This is a genomic window from Rhizobium indigoferae (assembly GCF_034554815.1).
Lineage (GTDB): Bacteria > Pseudomonadota > Alphaproteobacteria > Rhizobiales > Rhizobiaceae > Rhizobium > Rhizobium leguminosarum.
The window spans coordinates 427,176-444,280 of sequence record NZ_CP140638.1 but is presented as its reverse complement, the minus strand read 5'-3'; the positions used below and the strand labels follow the sequence as shown (position 1 = coordinate 444,280).

The 17,105-nt window shown below is 62.6% G+C and carries 15 protein-coding genes; 7 read left to right on the top strand and 8 right to left on the bottom strand.

Features of this window, described 5'->3' with window-relative positions; translation table 11 throughout:
* Positions 1-25: 25 nt before the first annotated feature.
* Positions 26-1,684, top strand: a complete 1,659-nt coding sequence (locus U5G49_RS34545) for a tetratricopeptide repeat-containing diguanylate cyclase (RefSeq protein WP_193445108.1) — start codon at positions 26-28, stop codon at positions 1,682-1,684.
* A gap of 75 nt (positions 1,685-1,759) precedes the next feature.
* Here the strand turns inward: U5G49_RS34545 and U5G49_RS34540 are convergent, their stop codons facing one another.
* The 7 genes from U5G49_RS34540 to U5G49_RS34510 all read right to left on the bottom strand — a co-directional run bounded on the left by U5G49_RS34540 (position 1,760) and on the right by U5G49_RS34510 (position 8,947).
* Positions 1,760-2,569: an inositol monophosphatase family protein gene (locus tag U5G49_RS34540; RefSeq protein ID WP_193445109.1), complete on the bottom strand. Its 810-nt coding sequence runs from the start codon at positions 2,567-2,569 to the stop codon at positions 1,760-1,762.
* Positions 2,569-3,573: a LacI family DNA-binding transcriptional regulator gene (locus tag U5G49_RS34535; protein WP_047622170.1), complete on the bottom strand. Its 1,005-nt coding sequence runs from the start codon at positions 3,571-3,573 to the stop codon at positions 2,569-2,571. The genes U5G49_RS34540 and U5G49_RS34535 overlap by 1 nt, the downstream gene beginning before the upstream one ends.
* Complete coding sequence (locus U5G49_RS34530; protein WP_113543944.1) at positions 3,557-4,336, bottom strand: glycerophosphodiester phosphodiesterase; 780 nt, start codon at positions 4,334-4,336, stop codon at positions 3,557-3,559. Before U5G49_RS34530 ends, U5G49_RS34535 begins: the two co-directional genes overlap by 17 nt.
* On the bottom strand, positions 4,336-5,391 hold the full coding sequence (locus U5G49_RS34525) for an ABC transporter ATP-binding protein (protein WP_193445110.1): 1,056 nt from the start codon (positions 5,389-5,391) through the stop codon (positions 4,336-4,338). The genes U5G49_RS34530 and U5G49_RS34525 overlap by 1 nt, the downstream gene beginning before the upstream one ends.
* Entirely contained in the window at positions 5,391-6,233 is an 843-nt protein-coding gene (locus tag U5G49_RS34520) for a carbohydrate ABC transporter permease (protein ID WP_018448958.1), read from the bottom strand. The genes U5G49_RS34525 and U5G49_RS34520 overlap by 1 nt, the downstream gene beginning before the upstream one ends.
* 2 nt (positions 6,234-6,235) lie before the next feature.
* Positions 6,236-7,537 carry a carbohydrate ABC transporter permease gene (locus U5G49_RS34515; RefSeq protein WP_193445111.1) on the bottom strand — a complete coding sequence of 434 codons (1,302 nt, stop codon included), beginning with the start codon at positions 7,535-7,537 and terminating at the stop codon, positions 6,236-6,238.
* Positions 7,538-7,600: 63 nt separating this feature from the next.
* Positions 7,601-8,947, bottom strand: coding sequence for an extracellular solute-binding protein (locus U5G49_RS34510; RefSeq protein WP_193445112.1), 1,347 nt, complete (start codon positions 8,945-8,947; stop codon positions 7,601-7,603).
* A 247-nt stretch (positions 8,948-9,194) separates the two neighbouring features.
* On the opposite strand from U5G49_RS34510, the gene U5G49_RS34505 reads away from it, so the two are divergent.
* Together U5G49_RS34505 and U5G49_RS34500 are read left to right on the top strand one after the other, a co-directional pair.
* Positions 9,195-9,653, top strand: coding sequence for a YbaK/EbsC family protein (locus U5G49_RS34505; RefSeq protein ID WP_028732471.1), 459 nt, complete (start codon positions 9,195-9,197; stop codon positions 9,651-9,653).
* Positions 9,654-9,737: 84 nt separating this feature from the next.
* A complete protein-coding gene (locus U5G49_RS34500) occupies positions 9,738-10,733 on the top strand; it encodes a Tim44 domain-containing protein (protein WP_168299621.1) in 996 nt (331 codons plus the stop codon).
* Positions 10,734-10,864: 131 nt separating this feature from the next.
* Here the strand turns inward: U5G49_RS34500 and U5G49_RS34495 are convergent, their stop codons facing one another.
* Complete coding sequence (locus U5G49_RS34495) at positions 10,865-11,896, bottom strand: hydroxyacid dehydrogenase (RefSeq protein ID WP_131647155.1); 1,032 nt, start codon at positions 11,894-11,896, stop codon at positions 10,865-10,867.
* 276 nt (positions 11,897-12,172) lie between these two features.
* On the opposite strand from U5G49_RS34495, the gene U5G49_RS34490 reads away from it, so the two are divergent.
* The 4 genes from U5G49_RS34490 to U5G49_RS34475 all read left to right on the top strand — a co-directional run bounded on the left by U5G49_RS34490 (position 12,173) and on the right by U5G49_RS34475 (position 17,069).
* Positions 12,173-12,772: a HupE/UreJ family protein gene (locus tag U5G49_RS34490; protein WP_028732473.1), complete on the top strand. Its 600-nt coding sequence runs from the start codon at positions 12,173-12,175 to the stop codon at positions 12,770-12,772.
* Positions 12,773-13,052: 280 nt separating this feature from the next.
* Positions 13,053-13,631: a GbsR/MarR family transcriptional regulator gene (locus U5G49_RS34485; RefSeq protein ID WP_026188818.1), complete on the top strand. Its 579-nt coding sequence runs from the start codon at positions 13,053-13,055 to the stop codon at positions 13,629-13,631.
* Between the two features lie 4 nt (positions 13,632-13,635).
* Positions 13,636-15,381: a thiol reductant ABC exporter subunit CydD gene (gene cydD / locus U5G49_RS34480; protein ID WP_193445113.1), complete on the top strand. Its 1,746-nt coding sequence runs from the start codon at positions 13,636-13,638 to the stop codon at positions 15,379-15,381.
* A complete protein-coding gene (locus tag U5G49_RS34475; RefSeq protein ID WP_193445114.1) occupies positions 15,378-17,069 on the top strand; it encodes an amino acid ABC transporter ATP-binding/permease protein in 1,692 nt (563 codons plus the stop codon). The genes cydD and U5G49_RS34475 overlap by 4 nt, the downstream gene beginning before the upstream one ends.
* Positions 17,070-17,105: the final 36 nt, after the last annotated feature.

The following is a 17,105-nucleotide window of genomic DNA, read 5'->3' as shown; positions in this document are numbered from 1 at the left end:
TGATGCTATCCATACCAGCACACAAATGTTGGTGTTCGAGATGCAAGTTGTTGATACTGAAGCAGTTACTCAGCAGGCAAATCCCAACTTACAAGAAGCGTGGCATCTTGGATGTACAGGCCGTTCGCTTGAGGCACTCGCACTGGCCGGCGAAATTCTTGCTGATGCCGAGGCGCGGGGCGACGATCGGCTCGCCGCGCAATGCGACACCGACATTGCCTGGTACTGTTTTCAAATCGGCAAGGCCGAACTTGGGCTGACGCATATTCGGCGGGCGGTAGACTTCTGGAAATTGAACGGGGAGCGCAAACAGGAAGCCTGCGCCCGGGCGTATTTCGGATGGCTGCTCTTGGAATTGGGCTTGCCGGAGGAAGCGATCGAAGAGGCGACCCGCGCCTTGGATCTGGCCGATAAGACCGCAGACCCGAAAGCGCAAAGCCTGGCGACCAACGTCGTTGGAATCATCTTCTGGTACAACAAGCAGCCCGACCGGGCCATCTTGATGAGCGAGAGGTCCGTCGAACTCGCCAGGTTGATTGGCGACAGAACCTATGAATGCTGGTGGCTGATCAATCTCGGCGGCGCTCATTCGGAAGGCGGATATATCGCGGAGGCGCTCGGCCGGCCGGAGGAAGGACACCAGATGCTGGTCAGAGCACTGGAACTGACCGAACAGGCGCTCGACATCGCAACCGAGATCGGCGACAGCTGGGCTGCTCGTATCTGCCTCGGCAACAAGGCCGAGTTCCACAGCCATCTGGGCGAGCACGACAAGGCGCTCCAATGCATGGAGCGCTACCGGCTGTTTCAAGAGAACAGCTATGTCCGGGACAGGCAGCAATATCTCTACACCCTGGGCCAGATCTACAACAATTCCGGAAAATTCACGGAAGCCCTGTCGCCGCTGCTCGAGGCGCTGGAGCTGATCGACGCCGGCGGCAGTTTCGATTCCTATGTTCAGATCTATCTTTATCTGTCGCAGGCCTATGAGGGGCTGGGGCAGTTCGATCAGGCGCTGGAGGCACATAAGAAATACCACCAGGCCTATTTGCGCAATAGCGCCGAGAGTACGCAGCGGCGCGCACGTCTCGCCGAAATCTACTATGAAACCAAACGGTTCAAGGAAGTTGCCGAAACGGAGTCGAAGCGCGCAGAAACGCTGGAGGCCTCCTATCAGAAGTTGCAGGAGCAAACCGATATCCTTGCCAATGCCGTCTATCTGGACGCACTGACCGGGCTCTATAATCGCAAATATCTCGACAGCCGGTTTAAAGCGCTGACATCTGAGAAACGTCCATATTCGATCGCGATGCTGGATGTCGATCACTTCAAGTCGATCAACGATAACTTCTCTCACATGATCGGCGACCGGGTCCTGAGTGCCATTGGAACTATACTGCGCGGCCAACTGCGCATTACCGATCAGGCAATTCGCTTTGGCGGCGAGGAATTCGTCGTCTTGCTCGCCGGCACTCCCCGAGGCGCTACCGATATCTGCGAGAAGTTGCGTTCGGCCATTGAGCGGTGGGACTGGTCCGAGGTCTGCAACGGGCTGCATGTGACGATCAGCATCGGTGTCGCCGGTAGTACTCTATCCACCAATTCTCCGAACGAGATTTTGGCGATCGCAGATCAGAATCTCTATGCGGCGAAAAAGAGCGGCCGCAATCGCGTTGTTGCGTAACGGGCGTTCCGTAACTTTCGGGCGAAGTTCGCAGTCTCACAAATCGGGCGGATCGCGTCTGTGGGAGAGGTGTATCTATAGCCCCTCGATGTCGAGAATGAACGCGAATTCGCCGGCAAGCCCCGGCGAGTAGGCGATGACGGGTCCGCCCTGTGCAAGCAGCCTATCGACCGGCGGCATCGCCACCACAGCGCCGGCCTCTTCGGCGATCAGCGCGCCGGCGAGCATGTCCCAGGCATTGAGGTGGCGTTCGTAATAGAGATCGGCAGCACCCTCGGCGACACGAACGAGGTCGATCGCGGCCGCGCCCATGCGGCGATAATCCATGCCGCGTTCGTGGAGCCGCCGCGAGAGCGCGAGATGGTCGTCGAAGCTCGTCTTGCGGGAATGGCCGAGAATGACAAGCGCATTGGCTGGATCGGCGGTCGCCGCCGCATGGACCGGAATCCCGTCCTTGAAGGCGCCACCGCCGCGGACGGCGTGAAAGACTTTGTCTCCGGCGGCGTCGTAGACCACGCCGACCTCCACCTTTCCGCCGACGACAAAGGCGATCGAGACACCCCAGTGCCGGAAGCCCCTGATATAGTTGGTCGTGCCGTCGATCGGATCGACGACCCAGGTGCCGCCCTTACCCGATCGTCCGCCGCTCTCTTCGCCCATGAAACTATCATCCGGAAAGCGCGAGAGCAGCCCGTCGTGGATCGCCTGCTCGGCCCTCCTGTCGGCGATGGTGACGAAATCCTGCAATCCCTTGTTCTCGACGGTGAGGGTTCCGGGGTCAGAGTCGCGCCGAAACCGGGCCGTCTCCCGTCCGACCTCGAGGGCAACTGACATGGCGACCTCCGCCCGTGCGCGGATGGCAGCGGCGTCGAATGCGGAATTCATCAGGCAGTCCTTCTTCTGATCAGTGTCACCGGCGTGAATTCGACACGCGCCGTCAGGTCCGGCTCGGCCATCCGGCTCATCAGCAGGTCGACTGTCTTTTCGGCCTGGACGTCGCAGGGTTGGCGGATGGTCGTCAGATCGTAAGCGGTCCAGCTCGCCTGAGGAATGTCGTCATGGCCGATGATGCGCAGCGGCGGCGCATCATCACGGCCGCGGCCCTGCAAGACGCGGTCGATCACGCCGCAGGCCATGTAATCGTTGGCGCAGAACAGCCCGTCGATGCCGGTTGCGGCAAGTTCGGCTGCCGCATCATAGCCGCTCCGGTAATCATTGATCCTGATCTGCAGGAACTGCGCCTCGACGCCGAGCTGCTTGCAGCGTGCGATGAAGGCCTCGCTGCGCCGCCGCGCCGTATAGGATATAGCGGGGGCGGCCATTACAGCGGGCTTTCGCACGCCGCTGTCGATCAGGTGGGTGGCGGCGAGATGGCCGGCCATGCGGTCGTCCGAGATGATGCGGTCGACGAAGGGGATGTCGTTGCCCTTGTTGATCAGCACGATCGGCACGCCTTCGGCCGCGCATTGCTCACAGATCTCGGTCGGCGGGGCGTCCGAGGTGACGATGACGCCCGACACGGCGTAATGGAGCAGCTGGCCGATGACGGTCGAGGTGTCCGCCTCTTGCGAGGTCGGCAGCAGGATGGGACGGAAATTGCGGGCGATCAGCACTCTCGCCAGATTCTCGATCTGCAACGTGCGAAACGGATTGTCGAGGCCGGCGGCGACGACGCCGACGAGATCGGAGCGTTTGTTGGTCAGGCTTCGGGCAAGATAGTTGACCCGGTAGCCAAGTTCCTTGGCGGCCTGATAGACCTTCTCGCGCGTCTTCGGCGAGACGCTGGCATCCGGCGTGAAGGCGCGCGACACGGCAGCGCGCGAGACGCCGGCCACACGCGCCACGTCGAAGGAGGTTACCTTGCGCGGTCCCTTATCCCTGTCTGCCAACTGCTTTTTCCTTAACCGCAGGCGGCCGCATCAGATCGGGCAGATCCGTGCAGATGCCGAGAACCGGAAGCTTCATGATGTCATCGAGAATGGCCGGCCGCTCCTCGTGCCAGAGCACGATCTCGCGGCCCGCCTCGAAGGCGCGGCGCATCAGCGCGTCGGTCACCAGATCCTGCGGACGCTCGCCTGCCCTCTCCCAGCAGAGGTGCAGGATATCGGCGCCGGCCTCGTCGCCGAGCGCATGCGGATCGTGGCCGACACGGATCAGCACCGAGAGCGGAAAATCGCAGGCGGCGTCGCTGAGCTCGCGCACCTGCGCCGTGTCGAAGGAGCCTAGGCAGGCGAAACGCTGGTTCATCTCGGCAAGGTGCCGCCAGCAGCGCATGCCGGTTCCAGGCGCCTTCAGCTCGACATAGAGACCGGTCCCGGTCTCGCGGCCGAGTGCGGCGACCTGCGAAAAACTCGGCACGTCGACGCCGTCAAGTGCGCCAAGCTCCGCCGCCGTCATTTCGGAAATGCGGCGGTCGATGCCGAAGACACGCTCGAGATGGTCGTCATGCGAGACGACGACCACGCCGTCCTTGGTCAGTTGCGTGTCGAGCTCCCACATCTCAGCGCCGAGTTCGGCAGCGCGGCGGAAGGCGGCAAGGGTGTTCTCGCGTTCATGGCCGCTTGCGCCACGATGGCCGATGCAAAAGGGAAGCCGACCCTTGCCTGACGGCCAGCCGTAACGCTGGAAAAATGCCGAGAAATCGCGGGTCATCAGAGCCTCCTGCCATTTTCGTCGAAGACGAATATGCCGCGGCTGTCGATCGCCCACCGGACGTCGTCGCCGACGTGAACATCGCTGCGCACCGGCTGGATGGAGCGCAGCAGCGGTCCGCCGGCAAGAGCCACGTCGTAGAGGTTCTCGCGACCTTGCGTTTCGGCGAAGGTGATCTTGCCGGGCACGGTGATGTCGCCTGCCGGCGTAAAATGCTCCGGCCTGACGCCGAGCATCAGCTTCTTGCCCTCGGCGGCGGCGACGTTATCAGGCAGCGGCACGCGGATCTCGCTTTGCGGGATTGAGAAGGCGCCGTTGTCCACAACGCCGCGCAGGAAGGTGATCGGCGGATTACCAAGGAAGCCGGCAACGAAGGCGGTCTTCGGATCATTGTACATCTTGGCCGGCGTAGCGATCTGGACGATCTCGCCTTCCTTCATGATGGCGATGCGGTCACACATGCTCATCGCCTCCACCTGGTCATGGGTGACGAGAATGGCGGTGATGCCGGTCTCGCGCTGCAGGCGGCGGATTTCCGATCGCATTTCGAGGCGCAGCTTGGCGTCGAGATTGGCGAGCGGTTCATCGAGCAGCAGCACATCTGGCTTGCGGATCAGCGCGCGCGCCAGCGCCACGCGCTGCTGCTGGCCGCCGGAAAGCTCGGCCGGCCTGCGGCCCATCAGGTTGCCGATCTGCACGAGGGCGGCGATACGGTCGACCTCCTTGCTGATCTCGGCGGCGGGCATGCCCTTCACCTTCAGCGGAAAACCGATGTTCTCGGTAACCGTCATGTGCGGATAGAGCGCATAGGACTGGAAAACGACGCCGACATTGCGAGCCTGGCTCGGCAGGTCGGTGACGTCGCGGTCGCCGAAGAGGATGCGTCCGCCGCTCGGCCGGTGGATGCCGCAGACGGAAAAGAGCGTCGTCGATTTGCCGCAACCGGAAGGGCCGAGCAGCGCCAGCATCTCGCCGCTGCCGACTTCGAGCCGCATGTTCTCGATGACCTTGGTGGAGCCGAAGCTCTTCGAAAAATTGTCGAGGAGGATGCGCATCAGCCTTTGCTCCCGCCGCCGTAGATGTTCATGAGATATTTGTTGAAGAGCGCATAAACGATCAGCACCGGAACGAGGTAGAAGACGCCGACCGCCTTGAACATGTTGAAATCATAGTTGTTGTCGTCGGCAAGGAAGGCCGCGAGATAGACCGAGAGCACCTGCACCTGATTACCAGGCGCCAGCACCTGCGGCAGGATGAACTCGCCCCAGCCGGAGAGGAAAGAGAATAGGCCGAGCGCCATGATGCCGGGCTTGACCTGCGGCAGCACGAGGCTGCGCCAGACCCGGAAGCGCGAGGCGCCGTCGACGACGCCGGCCATTTCGATTTCCCACGGCACGGTGTCGTAGAAGCCCTTCATCAGCCAGATGCCGAGCGGCAGGTCAATCGCCGCCTTCACCAGGATGACGCCGATCAGCGAATTGTAGAGACCGATCATCTGCAGCACGATGAAGATGGCGATGATCAACGTCACCGACGGGAAGGCATGCAGCACCATGACGCCGGCAAGGAAGAAGCCGCGCGCCGGGACGTTCAGCCGCGATAGCACATAGCCCGCCATCGATGAGACGATGAGCACCAGGCTGGTGGTGCAGGCCGAAAAGAGCAATGTATTCAGCGTCACCTGCCAGATGTTTGCCTTGCCCTCCGTCGTCTGCCAGAGGAATCGCCAGTGACTAAGCGTCAAGCCGGAGGGCAGCAGAGCGTCCGCCTGCTTGACGGTCACCGTGTCTAGGAAGAGATAGACATACATCAGGAGCAGCGGCAGGCTGACGATGGTCAGCGCCGATATGACAGGCCAGCTGCGATAATTTGCCGAGGGCTGCGATCGTTCGGCCATGGTCAATCCTCGATCAAGGGCTTGGCGACAAGCGTGCCGTAGTTGAAGACGCGCAGATAAAGGAGCGACAGCATGACGCCGATGACGACGAGCACCAGCGCCATGGCGGCACCCAACCCGTATTCGAGATTGCCGGCATAGTTTCTGAGCGCAGTGTGATAGGCGGAGAGCGCCCAGACCTCGGTCGCGTTGCCCGGTCCGCCATTGGTGGCAAGCAGGATTTCATTGAAGGAGGCAAGGAGCGACAAGGTTTGGTAGCAGGTAACGAAGAGGATCGGCCAACGCATCTGCGGCAGGATGATGTAGCGGATCTGCTGCCAGCGCGAAGCGCCGTCGACCTCGCTCGCATAGAACTGGCTCTTCGGAATGGCCTTCATCGCCGAGGAGAAAACCAACATGCCCATCGAGGCGCCGATGAAGCCGTTGATCAGCACGACGAAGAACCATGCGTTATAGGCGTTGTCGAGAAGGTAGTTCTTCGGCGGATAGCCGAACTTGCCCATCAGGATCGAAATGAAGCCGGTATCCCAGGCAAGCCACTTCCATAGCATGACGTAGATGACGACGGGGGTAATGCGCGGCAGGAGCCAGATGCCGCGGAAGATCGAGGCTGGCGTCGGCGGCATGTAATGCGTCCAGATGGCAAGCAGCAGCGCATAGCCGACATTGAACAGCATCAGCACCAGCGCGACGTAGAGCACGGTATTCAAGAGCACGCGCGCCATGTCGGGTGAGGTGGTCATGCGCGAGAAATTGTCGGTCGTCCAAACCCAGCCGGTATAAGTGGCCTTGGCGACCGTTTCCTTCTGCTCAGGTGTCAGTTTGAAACCCAGACCATCCAGCGCCGAAAAGAGCTGCTCCTTGCTGTCGAAGCGGGTGTTGAGGACGGAGCGGTTGAACTGTTCGGAGATCTGCTTGACGTCGCGCGTCGAAGGCCGGTCGGCAAGATCCTTGAGCATGCGCTCGACGTCGCGGCGTGCCGTGAACACCTCACCTGCATGTTTGGCGCGCAATTCCCCAGCAATCCCCGGCGCAAGCCCGAGACCTTCAATGGCCTTGAGGCCCGCCTCGTCGATCGCGTAGCGCGGTTCGGCCATCTCGGCGGCAATCTCTGGTACCGCCGATTTCAGCGCGACCAGGGAATTCGGTGCGATCTGGTAGACACCGCCGGATATGCCGGTCGCCGTCGTCATGCTGGTCATCGAGAAGACCGCCGTCAGAACGACCGGCATCAGGAAGAAGAGAATGATCATGATCGCGGCAGGCGCGATCATCACCAGTCCGAGCGTTCTGGACGATTTCATGGAAGCCCCCTCGTCGCGGACCGACCGGGCGGCGCTGCCGCCGCCCGGATGAGTGCTTCAATCTTAACGGATGACGATCTTGTCGCCGAGCGTGCTCTTCAGCTCGCTCTCTGCATCGCTGACCGCGGCGTCCACGGTCTTGGCGCCGGTCCAGGATGCTTCGAGGTTCTTCCACATGATGTTCCAATATTTGCCGAAATCGGAATTGTTCGGCATGGCATTGGCATGCGGCAGCAGGCGCTCGGTGGCTTCGCGGGTCCAGCGGTCAGCCGAGTAGAAGTCGACCGTCGATTCCGACTTGGAGATGCCGAGATGGGCTGATTTGACCGCATGCAGCGCGTTAGTGCGCGGCTCGGAGGCGATCTTGACCAGCTGGGCGGCGATCTCGGTGTCTTCCTTGTCGTGGCCCGCGGTCAGCAGGTAGACGAGTGGGTGGGTCAGCGTGTTGGCCTTGCCGCCTTCGCCAGCGGGGATCAGCGTGAAGATCACGTTGCCGAAGAAGTCCTTCAGGCCTTCCTGGTTGACGAGGCGGGCATAGTGCCAAGTGCCGCCATCCCAGATGCCGGCCTTGCCGGTGGCGACTTCCTTCCACCACTGGTCGCCCGGCATGCCGATGTGGTTCTTCTTGGTGACACCGGCCTTCACGGCATCGGCGAAGAACTGATAGGTGCGGGTCATCGCGGCCTTGTCGAAAACGAGCTTGCCGCCTTCCTCCATCGTGCCGCCGAAGCTGGTGTAGAACTGCCAGTAATCAGGGCCGTTGCTGGTGCGCGGATAAAATCCGTAGCCGGCCTGGACGAGGCCCTTGTCCTGCATCTTCTTGGCGTCTTCGAGCAGGTTCTTCATGGTGTACTTGCCGTCCTGGACGCTCTGCGGCAGCGCGTCCAGATCGGCATCGGTGTAACCGATCGCCTTCATGTAAGGCTTCCAGAAGAACATCGGGCGGGATTCGGCGTCCTGCGGAATGCCGTAAACGGTGCCGTTGTAGGATGCGATCTTCAACAGGTTTTCATAGATGTCGCTGAGCGGCCATGAATCGAGATCGACATAATCCTCGATCGGAACGATCAGTCCGGCCTGCGACCAGGGTGCGATGTCTTCATGGCCGCTGACGACGATATTCGGGGCGGTCTTGGCTTCGGCGGCAAGGGTCAGCGCCTGCTTGAAGTCCTCCCAGGCCGAATAAGGCTTCTTCTCGACGGTGATCTTCAGGTCTTCGCCCTTGAGAGCGGCTTCACGCTGCAGCTGCTGGGCTGCGATCTCGATGGCGTCGAGGCGATAGACGTCGTTCGGGCCGGTGCCGCCGGCCCAGACGCTGATGTGAACGTCCTTGGCGAGTGCAATTGCAGAGGTCGACGCCAGGATGGCGGCTACGACGGCAAAGGATTTCAGTGTCGGCAAAATGGTCATCTTCTTCGTCTCCCTAGAAGAGCAGTGTGAGGCCTCTTGACGGGTCAGTACTGCTGATGATGACCGCTCCGAAACCCCACGAAAACGTGGCGTATCCCGCTCTAGGGGTTGAACGTAACGGCCGAATGACAAAATTGAGCACGTGTGCAAAATTATTATGACGATGTCCGCACGACTTGCAAGCGGCGGTTTTCGACGGGCGTCTTTTACGCTTCAAATTGCGCTTTTCCTGGTCTAGCATTGCGCCATGAGCCTTGAATCTGTCCGCGCCTTTCTCAGTGCCCACGCACCCGATATCGAAATCATCGAAACCGCCGAGAGTTCCTCGACGGTGGCACTTGCCGCCGAAGCCCATGGCGTCGAGCCGGCCCAGATCGCCAAAACGATCTGCCTGCGTGTCGGCGAGCAGATGATGCTGGTCGTTGCCGGCGGCATGGCAAGGCTCGACAATCGCAAGTTCAAGGACACGTTCGGAGCCAAGGGGCGCATGCTCGATGCCGAAGAGGTCGTAGCGGTCACCAGCCATCCGGTCGGCGGCGTCTGCCCCTTCGGCCTCCCCTCGCCGCTGCCTATCTATTGCGATATCTCATTGAAACGCTTCGATGAAGTCGTGCCGGCGGCCGGCTCGACGAACTCGGCCGTGCGCATCGAAACCGGACGGCTGGCTGAGCTGACTGGCGCCAGCTGGGTCGACGTCTGCCAGTAACGGAGCTGAAGAGCTTCACACTCCGGAAAGACTACCTATATTAGGTCTCAACATGCCGTGATTGCGCATGACAGGAGATCAGGAATGCCAAGTGCCGTTTCGCGTTTTGCCAAGATCGCGGCAATTGCCGCTCTGACGAGCGCTACCGTTTTTGCTTCCCTTGACGATGCCGAGGCGCGCCGCGCCGGAAGCGGCGGTTTCGGAAGCCGCGGCACGCGCACCTTCCAGGCACCGCCTGTCACCAGCACCGCGCCTGGAACCGCAGCACCGATCGAAAGGTCGATGACGCCACGTCCGCAGACCACCGCGCCTGCTACCGCGCAACAGCCCCTCGGCGCTCAGCGCCCCGGTCTCTTCGGCGGATTCGGCCGTTCGATGATCGGCGGCCTGATTGCCGGCGGCCTTCTCGGCATGCTGCTCGGTCACGGTTTCGGCGGCGGCTTCGGTTTTCTCGGCATGCTGCTGCAGATCGTCTTGATCGGCGGCGCCGTCATGCTCGCCATGCGTTATTTCGCCAACCGTCGCCAGCCTTCCTACGGCGTCGGCGGCCAGAGCCAGTCCTATAACATGTCGCCCACGAACAATTCGTCCTTCCAGATCCCGACGATCGGTTCGGGCGCCGGTTCCGGCCAGCCGTCGCGCGGCAATCGACCGAGCGACGAGATCGGGCTGGCGCAGGCCGATCTCGATCAGTTCGAGGAACTGCTCACCCAAGTGCAGACTGCTTACGGCGCCGAGGATTACGGCACCTTGCGCCGGCTGACGACGCCCGAGGCGATGTCCTATCTTGCCGAGGAACTCGGCGAAAACGCTACCAACGGCGTGCGCAACCGCGTCTCCGACGTCAAGCTGCTGCAGGGCGACATCGCCGAGGCCTGGCGCGAAGACGGCCAGGAATATGCGACGCTCGCTATGCGTTATTCCTCGATCGACGCCATGGTCGAACGCGACAGCGGCCGCGTGGTTTCCGGCGACGACCGCCGCCCGAGCGAAAGCACCGAGGTTTGGACCTTCGTGCGCAGGTCTGGCGCCGATTGGAAGCTTGCGGCGATCCAGGGTGCCGAACAGCGCGCCGCCTAACGCGACGCGCCAAATCAGCATTTTGCTCTAAAGCGCGTCGCAATCTTTCAGATCCGCTCCTTGCGCTTTAGATTCTAATTTTCACGCATGTCGTTATCGCAAAACCGCCGCACACTTTTGCGCGACATGCTTTAATTCACCGCGACCGGTTTGGAACGCATGCGGGAGACTGTTTCGCGTTCCGCCCGCTTGCACCGCATCGGCGGCAGGCCGCGATCCATCAGGTCCATGTCTTCGAGCACCATGTCGCCCATCTTCTTGAAGGCGCTGTCGAGTGCTCCGGCCCGATGCGCCGAGCGGATGAAACCCTTCAGGCTTCGCACCGGATGATCGGGCGGCAGCGGCTCTTGCGGGTAGACGTCGCTCGCCGCGACGATGTGGCCCGAGGAAACGGCCGCCATCAGCGCATCGAAATCGACGACATCGGCGCGGCTGAGGAGGATGAGGGCCGCGCCTTTGCGCATGCTGGCAAAGGCCTCCGTGCTGAGAAATCCCTTGTTTTCGCTGGTGACGGCCGCGACGACGAAGACGAAATCGCTCTTCGTCAGGATGTCCTCCAGGCTTGCCGGCTCGACGCCGTTTTCCTCGAGGATCGAGCGCGGCAGCCAGGGATCGAACACTCTGATGCAGGCCCTGAAGCCGGACAGGAGCCGGCGCAGCGCCTTGCCAAGATCGCCGAAGCCAACGATGCCGATCTCGGAACCGGCGAGCAGCCGCGCACTCGAATTGCCCTCGCCGCCCCAGAGTTCGGTGCCCTGACGGAAGGCGACGTCCGCATCGACGATGCCGCGCGCCAAGGCCAGTGCGAAGCCGAGGCCGATTTCGGCGACGGGCTCGGCAAAGACCTGGCCTGTCGTCACGACATGGATGCCGCGCTGGAAGAGCACCTCATAGGGCATGTTGTTGAGAAGATTGCTTTCGACATTGAGGATCGAGCGCAAGGCCGGCATACGTCCCAGCGTGTCGGCCGAAAGCGGCGGCTGCCCGATGATGTAGCGCGCCTTGCCGAGGATCTCGTCGCCGAGACCGGCGATGTTCTCGGGATCGGCCTCGACGATCTCATATTTCGCATGCAGTTCGGCGCGCGCGCTGTCGCTGAAGATCAGATCGAGCGTGCGCGGCTCGGGCGCGCTGATCGCCAGCGCCCGTTTGGTATTCGTCATGGCGTCTCCTCCATCACGGCGGTCTGCGCCGTCTCTGCCGGACGATTGATAGCCTCTGTGGGGGACCGTTTCCAGTTCGATCTTGAGTCGCTGGGCGTTGGAAGGAGCTATCGAAAGCGGCATCTGCCTATCAGATAAGCACTTGAATTGGCTTGTATTTCATGGAGTTTTCGTTGACGGCGAGAATTCTTTGAACTAGCGTAATACGCGCGACTTGGAACCATGCCGGTGTTCGGCCGCCGCAGGATATTCGAAAACTCACGAGGGAATCGAGCAATGAAATCAGCAATCAAGAGCGGCCTGCTTGCCTTGGCTGCCGCAGCGCTTCCAGCCGTCGCCTCCGCCCATCCCGCCATCGGCGAAGCTGCCGGCTTCAGCCATGGCTTTGCCCATCCGATGTCTGGCCTCGATCATGTCCTCGCCATGGTGATGGTCGGTGTTTTCGCATTTCAGCTCGGCGGCCGCGCCACCTGGCTCGTGCCGACGACCTTCGTTCTGGTTATGGCACTCGGTGGTGCTCTCGGCGTTGCCGGCATTCATGTTCCCTTCGTTGAAATTGGCATCGCGCTTTCCGTCGTCGTCCTCGGCGCCATTGTTGCGCTCAACGTCAAGGCGCCGCTCGCCGCAGCACTCGGCATCATCGGCCTCTTCGCCATCTTCCACGGTCATGCACACGGCGCCGAAATGCCGGAAAATGCCGCCGGTGCCGCCTATGCCGCCGGCTTCATGGCCGCGACGGCGCTGCTGCATGTCGCCGGTCTCGCCATTGGTTACATCATCGGCCGCGCCGGTGAACGCCAGGGCGTCTTCGTGACGCGCACGGCAGGTGGCATTGCCGCCATTGCCGGCGTCGGCATCCTGGCCGGCTTGATCTGAGCCTGACGGCATTAACTGGGCCGCGGCCTAGACATCGCGATCCGACAGAACGCCCGGCATGCGTAACGCACCGCCGGGCGTTTCTGTGTCATCGCTGCAAAGTGCTGTGGACTTGACCCAAGTCAAATCCAGCCACGTCGCACCCGGCTATATCTAGCCAACGATCGACGAAGGGATATCCAAATTGACGCAGGCCTGCCTTGCCGATTGCCGGCGAGACCCGAAAGTCAGTATAGTGATTTCAGAAATTTCTGAAATCACAGACGCAACGGAAATGACCATGAACCTTCCGCCTCTCGTCCAGTCCTTCGTTCTCCATTTCGGCGAAATGGGATCGCGCTGGGGAATCAACCGCACGGTCGGCCAGATCTATGCCCTGCTCTTCGTTTCGCCCGCGCCGGTCTGCGCGGAGGAGATCGCCGAGTCGCTCGGCATCTCGCGTTCAAATGTTTCGATGAGCCTGCGCGAACTGCAGGCCTGGAACCTCGTCATCCTGAAACACAGGCCGGACGATCGTCGCGATTTCTTCACCACGCCGGATGATGTCTGGCACATATTGAGGACGCTTGCCGAAGAGAGAAAGAAGCGTGAAGTCGATCCGACGCTGTCGGTTCTGCGTGAGATCCTGATGCAACGGCCAGCCAGCGAAGCCGAGCGGCATGCGCAGCAACGCATGAGCGAGATGCACACGCTGATCGAGCAGCTGACGCATTGGTATGAGGACGTAAAACAACTTGAAACAGAAAGGCTTGCAACGCTACTCTCGCTGGGCGCGAAAGTGACCAAGCTTCTGGAAGCCAAGGACCGGGTCGTTTCGCTCGGCCGCAGCCGCCGGCCGAATCCTGCGAACAAGAGTTAGCGCCATGGGCACTGCTTTCTTCGACGCGAAGGACAGACAAGCGACCGAGCCGTTGCCGGACGGCGATACAGTCTCGCCCGTCACCGGCCTAGATGATGCGAAAGGCGGGCTGCGCAGAGCGGCAATGCTGCAGGCGCTGGCCGCCGCCGTCTGGATCCCGCAGGCGGGGTTGTTGGCCGTCTCGGTTGGCCGCATCGCCGATGGCGGCGGATTGCATGACGTCCTCTGGCCAGCCCTCGGCATCCTCGCCCTCGGATTTGCAAGAAGCTGTCTCGACGCGGCTGGCGGCCGCCTGGCCTTTCAAGCCGCCCGCGGCGAGCTCAGCCGCAGGCGGCAGATTGCCGCCGCGGCACTTTCCATGTCGTCGCCCATCGATCGCGGCCGGCCTGCCTCGGGCAAAGCCGCGAGCGTGCTTGGCGAACAGGCCGAACTGATCGTGCCCTATCTTGCCCGTTTCCAGCCGGCGCGCATGAAGGCGAGCCTTGTGCCGCTCGTCATCCTTGCCTTCATCCTTCCAGTCTCCTGGATCGCCGCGCTGGTTTTGCTGTTCGCCGCGCCGCTGATCCCCATCTTCATGGCGCTGATCGGCTGGCGTGCTCAGGCGGCCAGCGAAAAACAGCTCGTCGCCACCGGCGGCCTCAACGGCTTCTTGCTCGATCGACTGCGCGGACTGCAGACCATCCGTGCGCTCGACGCAGTCGATGCAACGGCACTGCGCCTGCGGTCGGAGGCGGAGTCGCTGCGTGTGCGCACCATGGCGGTGCTGAAGATCGCCTTTCTGTCCTCGGCGGTGCTCGAGCTTTTCGCCGCACTCGGCGTGGCGATGATTGCCGTATATGTCGGTTTCAGCCTGCTCGGCGAGATCCGCTTCGGCACTTGGGTGGGCCGGCTCGACCTGACCGAGGGACTGTTCATCCTGCTGCTGGCACCGGCCTTCTTCGAGCCCCTGCGCGAACTCTCGGCTGTCTGGCACGATCGGGCGGCCGGCGAAGCGGCGCTGAAAGCCCTGGACGCCCTCGCTGCCGGCGGCCTGTTCATCCGAGGCGCAACCGAAGTCGCGCCAGCAGCATCTGCCGTCGTCGAAGCGCCGGCCATCCGTCTTGAGAATGTTGATTTCCGTTACAACGCCGCCGAGCCGTTGATCCTTGACGGTTTCAACCTCGATATCGCGACCGGCGAACATCTGGCGCTTCTCGGCGCAAGCGGTTCCGGCAAGTCGACGCTTCTTTCGCTCATATCAGGGCTGACGCCCTGTACCGGCGGACGCATCGTCATCGGCGGCATGGAACTTGCGGATGACACCGCTGCCGCCTTGCGGGCCAGCATGGCATGGATCGGCCAGAGACCGCATATTTTCGCAGGCACCATCGCCGGCAATATCGCGCTCGGCAGGCCCGGTATCTCAAGCGGCGACGTGACGGATGCGCTCGGCGCCGCCAGGCTCGGAAAGGTCGCCGCCGCCTATGGCAACCGGCCGCTTGGCGAAGGCGGGATCGGGCTTTCCGGCGGCGAGGCGCTACGGCTTGCGATCGCGCGGGCCGCCTGCAACCCGCGTCTCCGGATCATCCTGGCCGACGAGCCGACGGCGCATCTCGACGCCGCCACAGCCGCCGAGGTTGCCGAGAGCCTGCTTTCGCTCTCCAGGGGCCGTACTTTGATCGTTGCGACTCACGATCCGCTGCTTGCCGCCCGCATGCATCGCGCCATGCGCGTCGATGCAGACATCGTCATGAGGGAGGCCGCCGAATGAGCGGATTTGCTGCAGACCTCAAGCCGATCCTGCGTCTGTTCCTTGCCGAGCGCCGGCGTGCGCTGCTGCTCGGCGCAGCCCTTTCGGCGGCGACGGTGACAGCTGGCATCGCCCTGCTCGGCCTGTCCGGCTGGTTCATCACCGCCACCTCGCTCGCCGGCCTTTCGGCCGCTGTCGCCATCACCTTCGACGTCTTTGCGCCGTCAGCCGGCATCCGCCTTCTCGCCATTGTCCGCACAGTCGCACGCTACGGCGAAAGGCTTGCGACCCATGATGCAACGCTCGGCGTGCTCGCCGCCCTGCGCGAAAGGCTGTTTCGCGGCTTTGCCGAACCGAGTGCTGCCCGCGCGCTAGCACACCGTCCCGCACGGCTGCTCTTCCGTCTGACGGCCGATATCGATGCGCTCGATTCCCTCTACCTGCGCATCCTCGTGCCGGCTGCTGTCGCGATCGGTGCAGCACTGGCGGCAAGCCTCGTGCTGGGGCTGATCCATCCCTTGTTCGGCCTGTGCTTCGGCCTTTTTCTCGCCGGTGCCGGCCTTGGCCTGCCGTTGATTGCCGGCCGGGCGGCGCGCAAACATGCCCGCCAACGCGCCCATGGCATCGAGGCGCTGCGGTCGCGGACGATCGATCTCGTCGCCGGCCAGACCGATCTGCTGATGGCCGGCCGGCTTGCGGCGCAGAGCAAGGCGATTGCCGCGGCCGATCGTTACGCCGCCCGCGCCGACGACCGGTTGAACCGCGTCGAGACCCGCCTGACATTCGGCTTCGGCCTTGTCTCCACCGTGCTGCTCACAGCATCGCTGCTTGCCGTTGCGGTACTTGCGGAAACGAAGGTGATTACCGCTCCTGTCGCCGCACTCGGCCTGCTTGTCGCCTTTGCGGCAGTCGAACCCTTCGCTGCGCTGCGCCGCGGTGCCCTGGAACTCGGCAGGACACTGCTTGCGGCAAGGCGTATCGCGCCGCGGCTTGCCGTCGCGGCGGCACCTGAAGCATTGGTGGCGCCATTGCCGGGATGCGCTTTTTCGCTGGCGAAGGTATCAGCCTTGCATGAAAACTCTGCCGTGCCGGCGCTCCAGGGCATCGAGCTCGCGCTTGCACAAGGCGAACACCTGGCCATCATCGGCAGCAGCGGCGCCGGCAAGTCGAGCCTGCTAGCCGTCCTTGCCGGCGAATTGCCGGCAAGGACGGGAAGTGTTGCCGCGATGGCGACGACCTTGCTGACGCAACGGACGGAGCTCTTCGAAGACAGCCTGCGCGGCAACCTCTGTCTCGCGAACCCCAGTGCAAGTGAGGCCTGCCTTCGCGAAGCGCTCGCTGCTGCCGGCCTGCTTGCCGATATTGAGGCCATGCCGGGGGGCATCGATACGCCGCTCGGCGAAGGCGGGCTCGGCCTTTCGGGCGGCCAATCGCGCCGGCTGGCGCTTGCCCGGCTTTTCCTGCGCGACACGCCGCTCTGGCTTCTCGACGAGCCGACCGAGGGGCTCGATGGCGTCACCGCCCGAGACGTGCTCAGCCGTCTGTCAGCCATGGCGGCGGGGCGCTCGCTGGTGATTGCCACGCATATCCGCCGGGAGGCTATGATCGCAGACCGCATCGTCGTCATCGACGGCGGTCGCATCACAGAAATTTCGCGCCGCGGTGAGGCGGCGTTCGAAAAGGCGCTCGACCGGCTTCGACCGGACTGAGCAAGATTGCCCTCACGCGCCGTCGGCGCTGAGGAA

Bases quoted from the DNA above. Each gene is read 5' to 3' on its own strand.
- U5G49_RS34545 (WP_193445108.1), top strand. From the start codon at position 26: ATGTTGGTGTTCGAGATGCAAGTTGTTGATACTGAAGCAGTTACTCAG.
- U5G49_RS34540 (WP_193445109.1), bottom strand. From the start codon at position 2,569: ATGAATTCCGCATTCGACGCCGCTGCCATCCGCGCACGGGCGGAGGTC.
- U5G49_RS34530 (WP_113543944.1), bottom strand. From the start codon at position 4,336: ATGACCCGCGATTTCTCGGCATTTTTCCAGCGTTACGGCTGGCCGTCA.
- U5G49_RS34525 (WP_193445110.1), bottom strand. From the start codon at position 5,391: ATGCGCATCCTCCTCGACAATTTTTCGAAGAGCTTCGGCTCCACCAAG.
- U5G49_RS34520 (WP_018448958.1), bottom strand. From the start codon at position 6,233: ATGGCCGAACGATCGCAGCCCTCGGCAAATTATCGCAGCTGGCCTGTC.
- U5G49_RS34515 (WP_193445111.1), bottom strand. From the start codon at position 7,537: ATGAAATCGTCCAGAACGCTCGGACTGGTGATGATCGCGCCTGCCGCG.
- U5G49_RS34510 (WP_193445112.1), bottom strand. From the start codon at position 8,947: ATGACCATTTTGCCGACACTGAAATCCTTTGCCGTCGTAGCCGCCATC.
- U5G49_RS34505 (WP_028732471.1), top strand. From the start codon at position 9,195: ATGAGCCTTGAATCTGTCCGCGCCTTTCTCAGTGCCCACGCACCCGAT.
- U5G49_RS34500 (WP_168299621.1), top strand. From the start codon at position 9,738: ATGCCAAGTGCCGTTTCGCGTTTTGCCAAGATCGCGGCAATTGCCGCT.
- U5G49_RS34495 (WP_131647155.1), bottom strand. From the start codon at position 11,896: ATGACGAATACCAAACGGGCGCTGGCGATCAGCGCGCCCGAGCCGCGC.
- U5G49_RS34490 (WP_028732473.1), top strand. From the start codon at position 12,173: ATGAAATCAGCAATCAAGAGCGGCCTGCTTGCCTTGGCTGCCGCAGCG.
- U5G49_RS34485 (WP_026188818.1), top strand. From the start codon at position 13,053: ATGAACCTTCCGCCTCTCGTCCAGTCCTTCGTTCTCCATTTCGGCGAA.
- cydD (WP_193445113.1), top strand. From the start codon at position 13,636: ATGGGCACTGCTTTCTTCGACGCGAAGGACAGACAAGCGACCGAGCCG.
- U5G49_RS34475 (WP_193445114.1), top strand. From the start codon at position 15,378: ATGAGCGGATTTGCTGCAGACCTCAAGCCGATCCTGCGTCTGTTCCTT.